The following is a 16,274-nucleotide window of genomic DNA, read 5'->3' as shown; positions in this document are numbered from 1 at the left end:
CCGGGTGGGGCGGCTTTCGTTATGGCGTCCGTGGAAGCTTGCCGAGGGCGGCAGGGTTGCCGCCCAAGGGGCTAGGTGCCGGCGTTGTCGACCAGTTGATGGAGTTCGTCCGTGGCCAGCAGGCGCACGTGGCCACTGCGCTCCTCGAACACCCGTTCGCGCTTCCAGCGCGCCATCACCCGGCTCACCGTCTCGACGCGCAGGCCCAGCAGATCGCCGAGCTCGCTGCGGGACAGCGGCAGCGGGAGCCACTCGGCCTGGCGCCCGTGCTTGGTCTGCCAGTGGAGCAGGAAGGAGGCCACGCGCTCCTCGGCCTTGCGTGCGCCCAGGTCCAGGGCCAGGGTCTCGACCTCGTTGAGGGCCCGCCGCCAGCGGTTGAGCAGGGCGTTGGTGAAGGTCGGGTCGGCGGTGCGCAGCTGCTCCATCAGGGTGTTCGGCAGCCGGCAGAGGAAGACCGGGGTGAGGGCGATGGCGCTGTGGTGATGGCCGTCGCCGAACAGCCCCTCGGCGCCGAAGAAATCGCCGCCGACCAGCAGCCGGACGATCTGCTCGCGCCCCCCGGGCTGGTTGCGCACCAGCTTGATGATGCCCTCGCGCAGGGTGAAGGCCGAGTCGGCGTTGCTGCCCTCCTCGTAGAGCACTGTACCGGCCGGCTCGCGAAACTCCCGCGCCTGATCCTGAAGTTGCGCAACCGTCTGTGGGTCGATCTCGCCGAACAGGGCGACGGAGCGGATGGCGCAGTTCTCGCAGTCGCTTGGTTCCATGGGAATCCACTCCGCGGGGTTGATGCCCTGACGGGGGGACTCTACCACATTCGCGACGTCTGTATTGTGCATAATCAATTCGGCCCCGTGGGTCGTTCCATCGCTGCAGGTCCGCGGGCGGTCCGGGGGTGCTGCGCGAGCGCCGGCGGGGGCGCCTAGCGCGTCAGCAGCCGCTCGGCCTCGCGGTACTTCTCAGCGGTCTGGCGGATCACGTCGTCGGTCAGGTGGGGCGCCGGCGGGCGCTTGTCCCAGCCCAGCGCCTCCAGGTGGTCGCGGATGTACTGCTTGTCGAACGCCGGCGGCGTGGCACCGGGCTGCCAGGCGTCGGCCGGCCAGAAGCGGGACGAGTCCGGGGTCAGCAGCTCATCGATGATCACCGGCTCGCCCTCGGGCGTGACACCGAACTCCAGCTTGGTGTCGGCGATGATCAGGCCGCGGGACTCCGCATACTCGGTGGCCAGGGCGAAGACCTCCAGGGCGATGGTGCGGATCCGCTCGGCCAGGTCGGCGCCGATGCGTTCGACGGTCTGCGCGAAGGAGATCGGCTCGTCGTGGTCGCCGACCGCGGCCTTCGTGGTCGGCGTGAAGATCGGCTCGGGCAGTCGATCCGACTGGCGCAGGCCGTCGGGCAGCGCCACCCCGGAGACGGTACCGTCGCGCTGGTACGACTGCCACCCGGAACCGGCCAGGTAGCCACGCACGATGGCCTCCACCGGCAGGGCCTGCAGGCGGCGGACCACCACACCCCGGTCGCGCACCTGATCGGCCTCCTCCGGTGCCACCACCGACTCCGGCGGGGTGTCGAGGAGGTGGTTGGCGGCCAGGTGGGCGGTCTTGCGGAACCAGAAGTTCGAGACCCGCGTGAGCACCGCCCCCTTGTCGGGGATCGGGTCCGGCAGGATCACGTCGAAGGCGGAGAGCCGATCGGTGGCCACGATCAGCAGTCGCTCATCATCGACGGCGTAGATATCACGGACCTTGCCGCTGTGCAGCAGCGGCAGGCTCTGGATGTGCGTCTGGGCAACGGGAGTACTGGCTGTCATGCGCCCTACCCTAACCGAGGGCATGGAATGCTGCCAGCGCCTCCTTGCGGCTGGTGGCCAGATCGACCAGGGGCTCCGGATAGTCCCGCCCCAGGTGCAAGCCGCAGCGGGCCCGCGCGTCGGCGGGCGCCGCCCAGGGTTGGTGGATGTGGCTCTTGGGCAGGCCGGCCACCTCCGGGACCCAGTGGCGGACGTAGTCGCCGTCGGGGTCGAAGCGCTCGCCCTGGCGCACCGGGTTGAAGATGCGGAAGTAGGGGGCGGCGTCCGCCCCGCAGCCGCTCACCCACTGCCAGCCCATGCTGTTGCTGGCCAGGTCCCAGTCCACCAGAGTATCGCGGAAGTGCGCCTCACCGTGCTGCCAGGGCAGGCGCAGGTTCTTGACCAGGAACGAGCCGACCACCATGCGCACCCGATTATGCATCCAGCCGGTGGCCCACAGCTCGCGCATGCCCGCATCCACCAGCGGGATGCCGGTGGCGCCGCGGCGCCAGGCGTCGAGCAGGGCGCCGTCGGGGTCCTCGCGCCAGGGGAAGCGGCTGAAGCGCTCGTCGATGGGCGTGCGGTGGAGTTCCGGCTGCTGCCACAGCAGGTGGTAGGCGAACTCCCGCCAGCCCAGCTCGGCGAGGAAGGTGTCCAGGGCGTCAGCCGCCGCCGGCTGCATCTGCTGGGCGTCGCGCACCGCGTGCCAGACGGCGCGGATGCTGATCTCGCCGAAGTGCAGGTGGGGCGACAGCCGTGAGGTCCCCGGTTGCGCCGGGAAGTCGCGCCGTTCGCCGTAGGCCGGCCCCGCCCCATCCAGGAACCGCTCCAGGCGCTGCTGGGCCCCGGCGGCGCCGGGCTGCCAGCAGGGGGCCAGCTTCTCGTCCCAGCGGATGCGCGGCAGCAGCCCCAGCGTCTCCAGCGGCTGCGGCTCCGGGATGGCCTCCGGCAGGCCAGGCAACGCCGGCGGCGGCGCGGGGCGGGGCGGATCCAGCTGCGCCCGCACGCTGCGCCAGAAGGGCGTGAAGGCGCGGTACGGGGTGCCGCTGCGGTTGCGTACGGCGCTAGGATCGGTGAGCAGGCCGTCGGCGAGGACCTCCAGGCGGACGCCGATCGCGGCCAGGGCCTCGGCCACGGCGGCCTCCTGTTGCCGCGCCCACGGCTCGGCGATGGCGGTGCAGTAGACCACCGCGGCGTCGCTGACCTGCGCCCAGTGGCATAGGCGCTCGGCGCTGGGGCCGGTGTCCAGGCAGAGTCGACTGCCGGCCGAGGCCAGCTCGGCGTCCAGTGCCGCCAGGCTGTGGTGCAACCACCAGCAACTGGCGGCGCCTACGGTCGGTCGGGTCTCTGCGGGGGCGTGGATGTAGACCGGGGCCAGGCGCTCCGCGGTTTGTGCGGCGCGGGCCAGGGCCGGCTGATCGGCCAGGCGCAGGTCCCGGCGCAGCCAGACGAGGGCGTTGGTCAACGGGGTCAGGCTCCTGATGGTGGTGGGTGGCAGAGGCGGTCGATGGCCTGGTGGGGCTCGCCGACCAGAACCCGGACCTCCGGCGGCAGGCCGTCGGGCTGCTCGGCGGCCGGACCGGTGACCGCCGTCTGCCCCGGCCAGGCGGCAGTGAGTTCGGCGACTGCTTGTCCCCAGGCTGCCCCCGGGTGGGCGTCGCCGTAGATCAGCAGGTGGTCCGCCGCCGCGCGGCGGACCCCGGCGGCGATGGCCGGCGAGGGCACCGCCTCTCCCAGCAGCACCGGCCGGTGCCCCCGGTTCAGGGCGGTCAGGGCGAGGATGCACAGGGCCACGCCGGTGATCCCGGGGGAGGACTCGGACTGCGGCGGCGCGGCCAGCAGGATGCGCACCCCGGTGCCCCGCGCCGGGGTGCGGTTGACCAGGTGCCCCAGGCGACCGCGCAGGTAGGTGGCCAACAAGTGTCCTTCGGCCACCGCCTCGGCGTCCCCGGTCAGGCGCGCCTTGAGGACCGGGAGCAGCACGTGGCTCGCCGCCCGATCCACTGGATAGAGGCTGAGTAGCTCGCTCAGCGCACCGTCCAGGGCGGTGGGCTCGAAGTGCGCCAGTGCCCGACCCAAGTGGCTGCGCCAGGCCGGCCAGGGGGCCTCGCCGGCGGCGAGTTCCTCGCCGCTCTCCTCAGCGGTCAGCGCCTCACGGGCCCGGCTGATCAGTACCCCGCGATCGAGGAGCTCGACAATCCGCCGGATCCGCGCGATGTCGTTCTCCGAGTAGAGGCGGTGCCCCTTGGCGGTGCGCTGGGGCCGGATCAGACCGTAGCGTCGTTCCCAGGCGCGCAGGGTCACCGGGTTCACGCCGGTGAGTTCCGCCACGGTGCGGATGGGGTAGACCGGCGTATCGTCAGCCATGCGGGCGCTGGACCCGGAAGCGCTGGAGATCGATGCGTCCGCAGCGGAAGCCACCCTCACAGTAGCCCAGGTAGTAGCGCCACATGCGCTGGAAGCGCTCGTCGAAGCCTTGGGCCCGTACCTGCTCGCGGCAGGCCAGGAAGTTCTCGTGCCAGGCGAGCAGGGTGGCGGCGTACTCCTCGGCGTGGCTGGTCACCGCCTCACAGTGCAGGCCGGCGGCGGCCAGCCCGTCGCGCACGTGGCCCTCGGTGGGCAGCATGCCGCCGGGGAAGATGTAGCGCTGGATGAAGTCCGGGCCGCCGGTATAGACCGGCCAGGCCGCCTCGTCGATGGTGATGATCTGCAGCAGGGCCCGCCCCCCGGGACGCAGGCAGCGGTGAACGGTCTTGAAGAAGGCCGGCCAATGCTCCTGGCCGACGGCCTCGAACATCTCGATGGAGACGATGTGGTCGAACTCGCCGGAGACCTCCCGGTAGTCCTGGAGGCGCAGGGTGGCCTGGCCGTCCAGCCCCGCCTCGGCCAGCGCCGCTTGCCCCCAGGCCAACTGCTCGCGGGAGAGGGTCAGCCCGGTCACGGCCACCCCGGCCTGGGCCGCCTCACGGGCGAAGCCGCCCCAGCCGCAGCCGATCTCGAGAACCCGGTCGCCGGGCTGGGCGCCCAGCTCTTCGAGAGTGCGCAGATACTTATTGCGCTGTGCCTCGGCCAGCGGCTGGTCGGGCTCGGCGAATAGCGCCGAGGAGTAGGTCATGGTCTCGTCCAGCCACAGCCGGTAGAAGTCGTTGCCCAGATCGTAGTGGTAGGCGATGTTGCGCCGGCTGCCGCGCAGCGTGTTGGCGCGCAGCCGATGGAGCAGCCCGAGCAGGGCGCGGGTGTACCACCGCCCCGCGGGGGTGGCGTTGTAGGCGTGCTCGTTGCTGGCCATGACCTGGATCAACGGCGCCAGCGCCGGGGTGTCCCACTCCCCGGCCATGAAGCTCTCGGCGAAGCCGATGTCGCCCCGGTGCAGCACCCGCCCCACCAGCCGGGTCGGCCGGTGCAGGGTCATCTCGGCGGCCGGGCCGTCGACCTCGCCGCCGAACATCAGCGAGCGGCCATCGGGCAGATGCAGCCGCAGGGTGCCGGTGCGAAAGCGCGCCAGCCAGCGGATCAGCGGCCGCGCTGCCAGCGGGACTCCGGCTTGTGTGTGGGCAGATCCGGTCTCGCTGATCTGCGTCATCCCACGAGCTCCTTGGGTGGTTCGGGTTTGCTGTGGAATCGGCCCCCGCGCAGGTAGATCTTCAGCGCCTGCCAGTGGATGCCGACCAGGGCGCGGAGCCCGGGCGGCGGCAGCCGGCCGAGGATGCGCAGCAGCTGGCCGTCGGTGAGCGGCCGGCGCTCGCCGGTCTGCACCGCCGACAGGCGCCGCCCCTCTTCGCCATGGTAGCCGATCGCCACCGCCAGTGACTCGGTCAGTGCCGACAGGCGGAAGCGGTATTCGCCGTCCACGGGCAGGAACGGCGAGACATGGAATACCTTGGTGGCCTGGCTGCGGATGGGGAACGGCATGGGCGCCCCGTCCTGGTGGAGCAGGTAGCCGTAGACCTCGCCAAAGGTGTTGTGCACCTCGCAGAGGACGGCGCGGGGCTGCTCATCCCGGTCCAGGCAGAACCACACCGACAGCGGATTGAAGGCGTGGTTCAGCACCCGCGGTACGGTCAGCAGCAGCACGCGGCCATCCGCGGTGTCCAGGCCGCGTTCGGCCAGTACCGAGTCGATCCACGGGCGCAGCGGTGTGCCGTCCCGGGGGCCGTAGTCTTGGTCGTGGAGGCTGATCAGCCCGCGCCGGTTGTAGGCGAACAACCGGCTGCGGGCGTCGAGCGCCGGCAGGTCGTCCACATCGAACAGGAACGCCGCGTAGCGGTAGCGGAAGAAGTACTTCGGAGCGATGCTGCGCCGGTGGGTGACCCCGCCGACGTAGAGCGCAGGGGCCTCGATCATGCCGGCTCTCCCACGGGTTGCCCGGTAGGCGCGGCGGCGTCGGCTTCGGCCTCGGCGGTCTGCTGCGCGCCGCCCCACGGCGGCGGGCAGCCGAGCTGTTCGGCGACACGCACCGCCGAACGCAGGCCGTCCTCGTGGAAGCCGAAGCCGGTCCAGGCGCCGCAGAACCACAGCCGGTCGCGACCCTGGATCGTTGGCAGGGCGTCCTGGGCTTCGGCAGCGGACCCGTCGAGGACCGGGTGGGTGAAGGACAGCCGGCGCTGGACGTAGGCGTCGTCGATGGCGTCCACCGGGTTGAGACTGACGAAGACGTTCTGCTCGCTGGGCACCTGCTGCAGGCGGTTGAGCCAGTAGGTGACCGATACCGGCCGCTGGGAGTGCTCGTCGGCGGCGCTGATGTGGTTCCAGCTGGCCCAGATCGGACGCCGGCGCGGCATGGCCGTCGGGTCCGTGTGGAGTAGGGCCAGGTTGTCCTGGAAGCGGCACTGGCCGAGCAGCCGTGCCTCCTCGTCGGTGGGGGCGTCGAGCATGGCCAGGGTCTGATCGGCGTGGGCGGCCAGGACCACCTCGTCGAATTCCCCCAGTTCTCCCTGATCGCCGCTCAGGCGCACGCCGCCCGCGTCCAGGCGCTGGACCCGGCGCACCGGTGTGCTGGTGTGCACCGCGTGGAGCGCCGGCAGGATCTTGTCGATGTAGCGCCGCGCGCCGCCGGGGACGGTGTGCCACTGCGGCCGGTTGGCCAGATCGAGCAACCCGTGGTTGCGGAAGAACGCCAGGAACCGACGCGCCGGGAAGGCGCGCAGGGTGCTCGGCGAGGCCGACCAGATCGCCGCCGCCATGGGCATCAGGTAGTGGCGGCGGAAGCCGGGGCCGTAGCCGCCGGCGTCCAGGTAGTCGCCCAACGGCAGGCTGTCGTCCAGGCTGCCAGCCAGGTCCCGTTTGGCGCGCCGGTTGAAGCGCAGGATGTCGTAGACCATGCGCAGGAAGCCAGGGCGGACCAGGTTGCGGCGCTGAGCGAAGAGCCCGCGCAGGCTCTCGCCGTTATACTCCAGGTCGTCGTCGCGGTCGGCGCAGGCGAAGGACATGTCCGAGGCCTGGGCGTCGATGCCCAGGTGGTCGAACAGGGCGCAAAGATGGGGGTAGTTGCGCGGGTTGAAGACCATGAAACCGGTGTCCACCGGGTGGGTTCCGTCGCTGAGCTGGGCGTCGATGGTGCACGTGTGACCACCGACGTAGTCCTCGGCCTCGAACAGCGTGACCCGATGGCGGCCGGCGAGCAGCCAGGCGGCCCCGGCGCCGGCGATCCCTCCGCCGACCACTGCGACATGCTTGTCCTGCACGATGATTCCCCTTTTTGTTGGCAGCGTCCGTGTCCCCTAAGGGTCACCCGACGGACGAGCATTGTAAAACGCGGCGACGGATGCAAGCGGGATGCCCTCGATGGGGCGGCTCGGGTATCCTTGGCGCGCGCTGGAAGGTGAGGTGGATGCAGCAGCCGTACCGCATAGTTCGACGCTGGTCAGGGCGGATTCTCGCGACCCTGGGCGGCTGGCTCATTGCCGGCTGGAGCGGAGCGGTGGCGGGGCTGGCCGTGGGTACCCTGATCGACCTGTGGGTGCGTCTGACCCAGGTCGTCGGGCTGGTGTGGAGCGGCTGCGGCCTGGCCCGCACGCAGCGGCTGTTCCTGGGGGCCACCGCCCTGACCATGGGCCACCTGGCCAAGAGCGATGGCCGGGTCAGCGAGCAGGAGATCGCCGCGGCCCGGCGGGTGCTTGGCGAGTTGCCGCTGGATGAGCGCGGCCGCCGGCGGGCGATCACCATCTTCAACCGCGGCAAGGCGCCGGATGCCCCCCTGCGCCCGGTGCTCGGCCTGCTGCGGTTGATGGGGCGCAACCGCCCCCAGGAGCTGGCCCGCTTCCTGGAGTTCCAGCTGCGCGTGGCGTTGGCCGACGGCACCCTGGACAAGCCCCGGGAACGGCTGCTGCGCCGCGTCTGGCGCCAGGTCGGGGTGTCGCAGGCCGACCTGGACGCGCGGCTGGCCCAGCTCCAGCGCGGCAAGGTGCGCCGCGGTGTGCGCCTGACGCTGGACCACGCCTACCGGCTGCTGGGACTGAGCCGCGGGGCGAGCAGCGACGAGGTGCGCCAGGCGTACCGGCGCGCCATCAGCCAGAGTCACCCCGACCGGCTGATCTCCCGCGGTGTCTCCCAGGCGGAGCTGGAGGCCGCCGGCGAACGGACCCGACAGATCCGGGCCGCCTACGAGACCATTCGCGAGGCCCGCAGCAGCTCCTGACTGCTACCTTCCTGGTAGGGGTGCTGAGGCTTCCCCGCGCGGTCCGCGGGCCGCCGGGCGCTGTCGTTAGGAGGGACCATGCAGGCACGGTTTGCGGAACTCACCGTGGAGACCCGGGTGGGGGATATCGCCGCCCAGGGCGACTGCGATGCCGTGGTCAATGCCGCGAACGCCCAGCTGATGCCCGGCGGCGGCGTGGCCGGGGCGCTGCATCGCGCGGCCGGGCCGGAACTGGCCGAGGCGTGCCGGCCGCTGGCGCCCATTCAGCCGGGGCAGGCGGTGATCACCGCCGGCTTTGGCCTGCCCAATCGGCACGTCATCCACTGCCTCGGTCCGGTCTACGGCGTCGACGAACCCGGCGAGCAGCTGCTCGCCGCCTGCTACCGCAACGCTCTGCACCGGGCCGAGGAGCACGAGCTGACCCGGGTGGCGATGCCGGCGCTGTCCACCGGCGCCTTCGGTTTTCCTATGGAGCGCGCCGCCCGGGTGGCCATCGGCACCCTGCAGCGGACGGCGGCGCAGCTCCGGTACGTCCGGCATGTCCGCTTTGTCCTGGCCGACGCGGCGGCGCAGCAGATCCACGATCACGTGATTCAAGAACTGGCGGAGAACACAAGTGGCTAACGTGCTGGAAACGCAGCGGGTGATTGATACCTGGAACCGGGAGGCCCTCCCGGCCCTGGAGCAGTTCGTGCGCATTCCGGCCAAGTCCCCCCACTTCGATCCGGAGTGGGCGGCCCACGGCTATCTGGACGAGGCGATGGAGCTGGCGTCGGCATTCTGCCAGCGCCACCTGCCGGCGGCGCAGGTCCGCATCGAGCGGCTCGAGGGCCGGACCCCGCTGCTCTTCGTCGATGTGCCGGGCAGTGACGAGGCGGCGGGCACCGCTCTGCTTTATGGCCACCTGGACAAGCAGCCCGAGAACAGCGGCTGGTCCGACGGCCTGGGCCCCTGGCAGCCGGTGGTGCGCGAGGGCCGGCTCTACGGTCGCGGCGCGGTGGACGATGGGTACGCGGTCTTCTCGACGGTGGTGGCCATCGCCGAGCTGCAGGCGGCGGGGCTGCGATATCCCCGCTGCGTGCTGGTCATCGAGGCGTGCGAGGAGAGCGGGAGCTTCGACCTGCCGGCCTATCTCGACGCCCTGGCGCCGCACATCGGCCAGCCGGAACTCATCGTCTGTCCCGACGCCGGGTGTGGCACCTATGACCGACTCTGGAACACCACCTCGCTGCGGGGCATGATCACCGGCACGCTGCGTGTGGACGTACTGCGCGAAGGGGTTCACTCCGGCGACGCCGGCGGTGTGGTGCCGTCAAGCTTCCGCATCCTGCGCCAGGTGCTCAGCCGCCTCGAAGACCCGGAGACCGGTCGCGTCCTGCCGCAGCTCTGTGGCGTCACCATCCCCGAACTGCGCCGGCAGCAGGCTGACCATGCCGGCGCCGTTCTCGGCGACCTGACCCGCGACCGCTACCCGTTCCTGCGCGGGGTCGAGGCGCAGTCCGAAACGCCGGCCGAGCGCATCCTCGATCGCACCTGGCGTGCCGCGCTGGAGGTGGTGGGGGCCGAGGGGCTGCCGCCGGTGGAGGCCGCCGGCAACGTGTTGCGCCCGTTCACGGCCACCAAGCTGGCGCTGCGGCTGCCGCCCACCTCCGATGCCGAGGCCGTGGCCGAGGGGCTGGAGGCGCTGTTCACCGAGAACCCGCCGGCCGGAGCGCGGGTGGAGTTCGAGGCCGATGCGGTGGCCTCCGGCTGGGCCGCGCCGGAGCCCGAGGCGTGGCTGGCCGACGCCCTGGAGCAGGCCTCGGCGAGACATTTCGGGGCGGCGCCGGTGCACATGGGCGAGGGCGGCACCATCCCACTGCTCAACTGGCTCAAGCAGCGCTTCCCGCAGGCGCAGTACCTGGTCACCGGGGTGGCCGGGCCGGGTTCCAACGCCCACGGCCCGGACGAGTTCCTCCACCTGGACGCGGCCCGGCGGCTGACGGCGTGCCTGGGGGAGGCCCTGCACGCCCTGGCCGCCCGGCCGCGCTAGCGGTCAGATCGTCCGGGTGAAGGCGAGGATGGCCAGGATCAGCAGCACCGCCGCGAGGATGAAGGCGGTGTTGCTGATCACCTCGGTGCGGTCGCGCACGGCGATGCCGGCGACGATCAGCACCGCCATGCCGAGCAGCATCAGGACCCCAGGCATGGTCAGCCGATCCCCTGGCGTTCGAGCAGGTCGGGCTGGACCACCTCGATCCAGTAGCCGTCCGGGTCGCGGATAAAGGCGATGCCCTGCATCTTGCCGTCCTGGGGGCGTTTGACGAAGTCCACCTGCAGCGTCTCGAAGCGCTCACAGGCGCTGTAGACGTCGGGGACCGAGATGGCGATGTGGCCGAAACCCTTCGGCTCGCTGTTGCCGTCGTGGAAGGCGACCTCGGGGTCGTTCTCGTCGCCCCAGTTGTGAGTCAGCTCCAGCACCCCCTCGCGGCCGAAGTTCCAGGTGGTTCGCGGGCCGTCCTCGGCGGGGACCTCGGCGGCTTGCTGGTCGTCGAGGAAGGCGAGGAAGTAGAGCGTGAAGCGCATCTCCTCGAAGTCCAGGCGGCGCACCAGGCGCATGCCCAGCACCCGGGTGTAGAAGTCCAGGGAGCGCTGCGGGTCCTTGATGCGCAGCATGGTGTGGTTGAGCTTGAATCCGGCGGTCTCCGGCTCGGGCTGCTCGCACAGGCCGGCAGCGGCGTCGAAGTGGCGGCTCATGATCGGTTACTCCCAGGCGGTTCGGGTGTCAGGTCAACTATACAAGCCGCGGCGGCGGTCACGCAGCTGCCGCGTGACCCCGACGCCCAGGGTGATCACTGTCAGCGGGAGGGCGAAGCCGAGCATGACCGCGCTGAACGGCCCCAGGGCTTGGTGCTGCGCGGCGGCCAGGAAGAGGAAGGCGCAGTAGGCGGCGTAGTAGCCGAGGAATACGCCCCCTTCCCAGCGGGCGATGGTGTACCCGGTGAAGAAGACCGGCAGGCAGGCGAAGGAGACGGCGAGCATCACCGGCAGGTCGAAGGCCAGGGCGGCGCCGGCCACCGCGACGCCCTCGGGGGCGAGGAGCGCGGCCACGCCGAGGACGGCCAGCAGGTTGAAGATGTTACTGCCGACCAGGTTGCCGACGGCCATCTGGCGGTCCCCCAGCCGGTAGGCAGCGAGGGTGGTGGCGATCTCCGGCAGGGAGGTGCCCACCGCCACCAGGGTCAGGCCGATGACCAGGTCGCTGATCCCCAGCGCCGCCGCGAGGGCTGCCGCCGCGTCGACCAACAGGAAGGCGCCGCCAGCGAGCAGCGGGATGCCCAGCAGCAGGCCGGCCACCGCCCGCGGCAGGGGCGCCGGCGGTGCCGTCTCGGCAGCCGCGCTAAGTGGTGTCCGGTCGCGGACGAGGGTCAGGGCCAGGTAGCCGGCCAGCCCGGCGAGGAGGATGGCGCCGTCGACGGTGCCCAGGGCGCCGTCCAGGGCGAGTAGGACGGTGAGCAGCGAGGCGGCCAGCATCATCGGCACGTGGATGCGGATCAGCCGGTGGGCGACGACGATTGGGGCGATCAGCGCCGCCAGCCCGAGCACGAGCAGGATGTTGGCGATGTTGCTGCCGACGATGTTGCCCAGGGCCAGGTCGGCGGCGTGGTCGGTGAACGCCGCGCGCACGGTGATCGCCAGCTCCGGCGCACTGGTGCCGAAGGCGACCACCGTCAGCCCGACCACCAGCGGGGCGATGCCGAGGCGCTGGGCCAGCCGGCTGGCGCCGCGGACCAGCAATTCGGCGCCGGCCAGGACGCCGGCCAGGCCGATGGTGAACAGCAGCAGATCGATCATGGCAGGGGGTGAGTCGGTCCGTGGCCGGGGTTAGAGCTGAGTCGGTTCCGGCGCCAGGACCACGCCGGCCAGTATCGCCGCATAATGACAGGCGGCGGCGGCCACCACCATGCCGTGCCAGGCCACATGGTGGTAGGGGAGGTGGTGCCAAAGGTAGAACAGCACCCCGGCGCTGTAGAGCACCCCGCCGGCGATCAGCAGGACCAGCCCGGCTGTGGACAGGGCCGCGACCAGCGGTTCGATGACGATCACCACCGACCAGCCCAGGACCAGGCACAGGATGACCGAGAATAGCCGCCCCGGCGGTCTCGGCAGCAGGAGTTTGGCCCCGATGCCGACCCCCGCCACACTCCACACGAAGGCTAGCAGCGCCCAGCCGTAGGGCGGTTCCAGGGCGTTGACGGTGAACGGGGTGTAGGTGGCGGCGATCATGAAGAAGATCGTCGCGTGGTCGAGCCGGCGCAGTCGCTCGGCCCGGGGCGACTGGTGGTCGGTGAGGTTGTGGTTGCACAGCGCCGAGCTCAGGAAGAGCGCGATCAGCGCCAGGCCGTAGAGGGTGACGCTGCCGATCAGCGTGGGTTCGCCGCGCTGGGCGGCCAGGGCGATCAGCACAGCCGCCCCGGCCAGCGAGGCGGCAATGGCCACCCAGTGCAGGATCCGGTCGGCGGCCTGCTCGGCGCGGCTGTACGGGCGGGCGCAGAGGCTCATGTCGGAAAGTATAAGGGCTGGTTCGGCGGACGTTCTAGCCGCCCTCGGCGCCCGGTGCGGGTGCCCCGGAACGCCTCCGTTCGGCTCCGGCTGGCCCGCCCCCCGGTCGCCGGATCGGCGAACGCGCCCCGCCTAGCGGCGGGGTCCCCTGCGCGGCTCACCCCGGCGGGGCCGCTCGCTTAACTCGCGGCGCTGCGCGCCGCTCGGACAAAACCTCGCTGATCAGCGCGAACCGGCAAAGGTTCGCGCTGAACCCCCGCCGGGGCTGCGCTGCTCGGCGCGTCCGCAATGATCCGGCGACCGGGGGGGCGGACCAGCCGGAGCCGAACGGAGGCAGGACGGTTTCGCGGGCGTCGCTATCGCCCTGATCCATAAGGCAGCGGGGCGGTGATTCGGAGTTCGGAGGAAGTTCGGTTATACTGGCGGATTGTGCAATGCCGGATCCCAAGCCGAGCAAGGAGCCTCTATGTTCTCCCGAGATATGACCATTGCGGGTTACGACCCGGAGCTGGCAGCCGCCATCGAGGACGAGCGCCAGCGCCAGGAGGATCACATCGAGCTGATCGCCTCCGAGAACTACGCCAGTCCCCGCGTGATGGAAGCGCAGGGCAGCGTGCTGACCAACAAGTACGCCGAAGGGTACCCGGGCAAGCGCTACTACGGCGGCTGTGAGCACGTCGACGTAGCCGAGCAGCTGGCCATCGACCGCGCCAAGCAGCTCTTCGGCGCCGACTACGCCAACGTCCAGCCCCACTCGGGCTCCCAGGCCAACGCCGCCGTCTTCCACGCCCTGCTCAAGCCCGGCGACACCATCCTGGGCATGAGCCTCGACCACGGCGGCCACCTGACCCACGGCGCCAAGGTCAACTTCTCCGGCAAGCTGTTCAACGCCGTGCAGTACGGCATCAACGACGACGGCCAGATCGACTACGACGAGATCCAGCGCCTGGCCACCGAACACCAGCCGAAGATGGTCATCGGCGGCTTCTCCGCCTACTCCCAAGTGGTCGATTGGGCGCGCCTGCGCCAGATCGCCGACTCGGTGGGCGCCTACCTGGTCGTCGATATGGCCCACATCGCCGGCCTGGTGGCCGCCGGGGTCTACCCCAGCCCGATCCCCCACGCCGACGCGGTGACCTCCACCACCCACAAGACCCTGCGCGGCCCGCGCGGCGGCATCATCCTGGCCCGCTCCAACCCGGACCTGGAGAAGAAATTCCAGTCGCTGGTCTTCCCGGGGACCCAGGGCGGCCCGCTGATGCACGCCATCGCCGGCAAGGCCGTGGCCTTCAAGGAGGCCCTCGAGCCCGACTTCAAGCAGTACCAGGAGCAGGTGGTGGCCAACGCCCGCGCCATGGCCCGGCGCGTCATCGAGCGCGGCTACAACGTCGTCTCCGGCGGTACCGACAACCACCTCTTCCTGATGGATCTGACCCCCAAGAACCTCACCGGCAAGGATGCGGACGCCGCGCTGGGGCGGGCCAACATCACGGTCAACAAGAACACCGTGCCCAACGATCCGCAGTCGCCGTTCGTCACCAGCGGTCTGCGCATCGGCACGCCGGCGATCACCACCCGTGGTTTCAAGGAGGCCGAGGCCACCCGCCTGGCTGACTGGATCTGTGACGTCCTCGACAACATGGGCGACGAGTCCGTCGTCGAGCGCGTGCGCGGCGAGGTGGAGCAGATCTGTCGCGAATTCCCCGTCTACGGGTGACGCGGGACGCCTGATCGACCATGCGCTGCCCGTACTGCCAGAACGCTGACACCCGCGTGGTCGACTCGCGCCTGATCGGCGAGGGCGAGCAAGTGCGGCGGCGGCGGCAGTGCCCGTCCTGTGGCGAGCGCTTCACCACCCACGAGGCCCCCGAGCTGGTCTACCCGCGGGTGGTGAAGTCCGACGGGCGGCGCGAGGCGTTCGACGAGGACAAACTGCGTCTCGGTTTCCGGCGGGCGCTGGAGAAACGCCCGGTGGCCACCGAGGCTGTCGAGGCGGCGGTGCGGCGTGTCTGTAAGCGCGTCTCCGGCGCCGGCGAGCGCGAAGTGGCCGCCAACGTCATCGGCGAGTACGTCATGGAAGAGCTGCGCGAGCTCGACGTGGTCGCCTATGTCCGTTTCGCCTCGGTCTACCGGCGCTTCGAGGATGTCGGCGCCTTCCGCGAGGTCATTGAGGGCCTGGAGCAGCACCGGCGTGACGACGACTGACCGGCACCCGGACGATCCCCGCTGGATGGCCCGCGCCATTCGGCGGGCGGCCGCGGTATGCCCGCCGCCGCACCCCAATCCGCGGGTCGGCTGCGTGCTGGTCCGCGACGGCAGCGTGCTGGCCGAGGCCGCCCACGAACAGGCTGGCGGGCCGCACGCCGAGGCAGCGGCCCTGCAGGCCGCCGGCGGCGCGGCCCATGGGGCCACCGCCTACGTGACCCTGGAGCCGTGCGCCCACTACGGGCGCACGCCCCCTTGCGCCCGCGCCCTGATCGACGCCGGCGTCAGCCGGGTCGTGGTCGGGCACCGCGACCCCAACCCCCGGGTGGCCGGGGGCGGTATCGCGCAGCTCGAGGCCGCCGGGGTGGCGGTCACCGAGGGCGTGCTGGCCGCCGATGCCGAGGCCCTCAACCGCGGCTTCCTGCGCCGGATGGCCGGCGGGCGGCCGTGGGTGCGGGTCAAGCTGGCGGCGAGCCTGGACGGGCGGACCGCCATGGCCTCCGGCGAGAGCCATTGGATCACCTCGGCGGCGGCGCGCCGCGACGTCCACCGGGGGCGCGCAGAGGCCGCAGCGGTGCTCACCGGGGTGGGGACCGTGCGCGCCGACGACCCGCGCCTCGACGCCCGCGACGTCGAGCCGGCGGTGCCGGCCGAGCGTCAGCCCCAGCGCGTGGTCCTCGACCCGCGCCTGACCACGCCGCCACACGCGGCCCTGTTCCAGGCCCCGGGGCCGGTGCTCATCGGCCACGCCGAGTACGTCAACGAGGCCCGGGCCCGGGCGCTGCGCAGCTGCGGGGCCGAGCTGTTGCCGCTCCCGCTGCAGGAGGGCGGCCTCGACCTGGCTGCCGTGCTCGACGCCCTGGCGGCGCGCGAGATCAACGAGGTCTGGGTGGAGGCCGGCCCCACGCTGGCTGGCTCCTGGGTGCGGGGCGGGTGGGCCGACGAGCTGATCGTCTACACCGCACCCCACCTGATGGGCGACGCCGCCCGGCCGTTGCTGGCCCTGCCCGGCATCGAGACCATGGCGCAGCGCCAACCGCTGGCGTTCAGCGATGTCCGGCGGGTGGGTGAGGAAATCCGCATCACCGCGAGGTTGGTTTAACC

The 16,274-nt window shown here is 71.4% G+C and carries 17 protein-coding genes; 6 read left to right on the top strand and 11 right to left on the bottom strand.

The window, feature by feature from the left end; all coding sequences use genetic code 11:
- Positions 1 to 71: 71 nt before the first annotated feature.
- The 7 genes from HHAL_RS04680 to HHAL_RS04650 form a co-directional block, all read right to left on the bottom strand.
- Complete coding sequence (locus tag HHAL_RS04680) at positions 72 to 764, bottom strand: Crp/Fnr family transcriptional regulator (protein WP_041595061.1); 693 nt, start codon at positions 762 to 764, stop codon at positions 72 to 74.
- A 155-nt stretch (positions 765 to 919) separates the two neighbouring features.
- The gene (locus tag HHAL_RS04675; RefSeq protein WP_011813715.1) at positions 920 to 1,807 is read right to left on the bottom strand and encodes a phosphoribosylaminoimidazolesuccinocarboxamide synthase; all 888 of its coding nucleotides are present in this window, start codon (positions 1,805 to 1,807) and stop codon (positions 920 to 922) included.
- A 10-nt stretch (positions 1,808 to 1,817) separates the two neighbouring features.
- Positions 1,818 to 3,251 carry a cryptochrome/photolyase family protein gene (locus tag HHAL_RS04670; protein ID WP_011813714.1) on the bottom strand — a complete coding sequence of 478 codons (1,434 nt, stop codon included), beginning with the start codon at positions 3,249 to 3,251 and terminating at the stop codon, positions 1,818 to 1,820.
- A 5-nt stretch (positions 3,252 to 3,256) separates the two neighbouring features.
- On the bottom strand, positions 3,257 to 4,153 hold the full coding sequence (locus tag HHAL_RS04665; protein WP_011813713.1) for a MerR family transcriptional regulator: 897 nt from the start codon (positions 4,151 to 4,153) through the stop codon (positions 3,257 to 3,259).
- Positions 4,146 to 5,369, bottom strand: coding sequence for an SAM-dependent methyltransferase (locus tag HHAL_RS04660; RefSeq protein WP_011813712.1), 1,224 nt, complete (start codon positions 5,367 to 5,369; stop codon positions 4,146 to 4,148). The genes HHAL_RS04665 and HHAL_RS04660 overlap by 8 nt, the downstream gene beginning before the upstream one ends.
- Positions 5,366 to 6,130 (bottom strand): DUF1365 domain-containing protein, encoded by a 765-nt coding sequence (locus tag HHAL_RS04655; RefSeq protein ID WP_011813711.1) that lies wholly within the window; start codon positions 6,128 to 6,130, stop codon positions 5,366 to 5,368. The genes HHAL_RS04660 and HHAL_RS04655 overlap by 4 nt, the downstream gene beginning before the upstream one ends.
- Positions 6,127 to 7,470 carry an NAD(P)/FAD-dependent oxidoreductase gene (locus HHAL_RS04650; protein ID WP_011813710.1) on the bottom strand — a complete coding sequence of 448 codons (1,344 nt, stop codon included), beginning with the start codon at positions 7,468 to 7,470 and terminating at the stop codon, positions 6,127 to 6,129. The genes HHAL_RS04655 and HHAL_RS04650 overlap by 4 nt, the downstream gene beginning before the upstream one ends.
- 146 nt (positions 7,471 to 7,616) lie before the next feature.
- On the opposite strand from HHAL_RS04650, the gene djlA reads away from it, so the two are divergent.
- The 3 genes from djlA (at position 7,617) to HHAL_RS04635 (ending at position 10,455) form a co-directional block, all read left to right on the top strand.
- Positions 7,617 to 8,423, top strand: coding sequence for a co-chaperone DjlA (gene djlA / locus HHAL_RS04645; RefSeq protein WP_011813709.1), 807 nt, complete (start codon positions 7,617 to 7,619; stop codon positions 8,421 to 8,423).
- A gap of 78 nt (positions 8,424 to 8,501) precedes the next feature.
- Positions 8,502 to 9,047, top strand: coding sequence for a macro domain-containing protein (locus HHAL_RS04640; RefSeq protein ID WP_011813708.1), 546 nt, complete (start codon positions 8,502 to 8,504; stop codon positions 9,045 to 9,047).
- Entirely contained in the window at positions 9,040 to 10,455 is a 1,416-nt protein-coding gene (locus HHAL_RS04635; protein WP_011813707.1) for a M20/M25/M40 family metallo-hydrolase, read from the top strand. The genes HHAL_RS04640 and HHAL_RS04635 overlap by 8 nt, the downstream gene beginning before the upstream one ends.
- A gap of 3 nt (positions 10,456 to 10,458) precedes the next feature.
- Here HHAL_RS04635 and HHAL_RS13435 read toward each other — a convergent pair whose 3' ends face one another.
- The 4 genes from HHAL_RS13435 to trhA are packed head-to-tail and all read right to left on the bottom strand — an operon-like array spanning position 10,459 to position 12,965.
- Positions 10,459 to 10,611, bottom strand: a complete 153-nt coding sequence (locus HHAL_RS13435) for a hypothetical protein (protein ID WP_011813706.1) — start codon at positions 10,609 to 10,611, stop codon at positions 10,459 to 10,461.
- A 2-nt stretch (positions 10,612 to 10,613) separates the two neighbouring features.
- A complete protein-coding gene (gene gloA / locus HHAL_RS04630) occupies positions 10,614 to 11,159 on the bottom strand; it encodes a lactoylglutathione lyase (RefSeq protein WP_011813705.1) in 546 nt (181 codons plus the stop codon).
- Positions 11,160 to 11,192: 33 nt separating this feature from the next.
- Positions 11,193 to 12,257 carry a calcium/sodium antiporter gene (locus HHAL_RS04625; protein WP_011813704.1) on the bottom strand — a complete coding sequence of 355 codons (1,065 nt, stop codon included), beginning with the start codon at positions 12,255 to 12,257 and terminating at the stop codon, positions 11,193 to 11,195.
- A 30-nt stretch (positions 12,258 to 12,287) separates the two neighbouring features.
- The gene (gene trhA, locus HHAL_RS04620) at positions 12,288 to 12,965 is read right to left on the bottom strand and encodes a PAQR family membrane homeostasis protein TrhA (RefSeq protein WP_011813703.1); all 678 of its coding nucleotides are present in this window, start codon (positions 12,963 to 12,965) and stop codon (positions 12,288 to 12,290) included.
- A gap of 466 nt (positions 12,966 to 13,431) precedes the next feature.
- On the opposite strand from trhA, the gene glyA reads away from it, so the two are divergent.
- From glyA to ribD, 3 genes are read left to right on the top strand one after another with little or no spacing between them, the layout of a single operon-like run.
- Positions 13,432 to 14,682: a serine hydroxymethyltransferase gene (glyA, locus tag HHAL_RS04615; RefSeq protein ID WP_011813701.1), complete on the top strand. Its 1,251-nt coding sequence runs from the start codon at positions 13,432 to 13,434 to the stop codon at positions 14,680 to 14,682.
- 20 nt (positions 14,683 to 14,702) lie between these two features.
- Positions 14,703 to 15,170: a transcriptional regulator NrdR gene (gene nrdR, locus HHAL_RS04610; RefSeq protein WP_011813700.1), complete on the top strand. Its 468-nt coding sequence runs from the start codon at positions 14,703 to 14,705 to the stop codon at positions 15,168 to 15,170.
- A complete protein-coding gene (gene ribD, locus HHAL_RS04605) occupies positions 15,157 to 16,272 on the top strand; it encodes a bifunctional diaminohydroxyphosphoribosylaminopyrimidine deaminase/5-amino-6-(5-phosphoribosylamino)uracil reductase RibD (protein WP_011813699.1) in 1,116 nt (371 codons plus the stop codon). Before nrdR ends, ribD begins: the two co-directional genes overlap by 14 nt.
- Positions 16,273 to 16,274 lie beyond the last annotated feature (2 nt).

The organism is Halorhodospira halophila SL1 (assembly GCF_000015585.1).
Taxonomy (GTDB): domain Bacteria; phylum Pseudomonadota; class Gammaproteobacteria; order Nitrococcales; family Halorhodospiraceae; genus Halorhodospira; species Halorhodospira halophila.
This window is presented reverse-complemented; position numbering and strand designations above follow the sequence as displayed.

Bases quoted from the DNA above. Each gene is read 5' to 3' on its own strand.
- HHAL_RS04680 (WP_041595061.1), bottom strand. From the start codon at position 764: ATGGAACCAAGCGACTGCGAGAACTGCGCCATCCGCTCCGTCGCCCTG.
- HHAL_RS04675 (WP_011813715.1), bottom strand. From the start codon at position 1,807: ATGACAGCCAGTACTCCCGTTGCCCAGACGCACATCCAGAGCCTGCCG.
- HHAL_RS04665 (WP_011813713.1), bottom strand. From the start codon at position 4,153: ATGGCTGACGATACGCCGGTCTACCCCATCCGCACCGTGGCGGAACTC.
- HHAL_RS04660 (WP_011813712.1), bottom strand. From the start codon at position 5,369: ATGACGCAGATCAGCGAGACCGGATCTGCCCACACACAAGCCGGAGTC.
- HHAL_RS04655 (WP_011813711.1), bottom strand. From the start codon at position 6,130: ATGATCGAGGCCCCTGCGCTCTACGTCGGCGGGGTCACCCACCGGCGC.
- djlA (WP_011813709.1), top strand. From the start codon at position 7,617: ATGCAGCAGCCGTACCGCATAGTTCGACGCTGGTCAGGGCGGATTCTC.
- HHAL_RS04640 (WP_011813708.1), top strand. From the start codon at position 8,502: ATGCAGGCACGGTTTGCGGAACTCACCGTGGAGACCCGGGTGGGGGAT.
- HHAL_RS13435 (WP_011813706.1), bottom strand. From the start codon at position 10,611: ATGCCTGGGGTCCTGATGCTGCTCGGCATGGCGGTGCTGATCGTCGCC.
- gloA (WP_011813705.1), bottom strand. From the start codon at position 11,159: ATGAGCCGCCACTTCGACGCCGCTGCCGGCCTGTGCGAGCAGCCCGAG.
- HHAL_RS04625 (WP_011813704.1), bottom strand. From the start codon at position 12,257: ATGATCGATCTGCTGCTGTTCACCATCGGCCTGGCCGGCGTCCTGGCC.
- trhA (WP_011813703.1), bottom strand. From the start codon at position 12,965: ATGAGCCTCTGCGCCCGCCCGTACAGCCGCGCCGAGCAGGCCGCCGAC.
- glyA (WP_011813701.1), top strand. From the start codon at position 13,432: ATGTTCTCCCGAGATATGACCATTGCGGGTTACGACCCGGAGCTGGCA.
- nrdR (WP_011813700.1), top strand. From the start codon at position 14,703: ATGCGCTGCCCGTACTGCCAGAACGCTGACACCCGCGTGGTCGACTCG.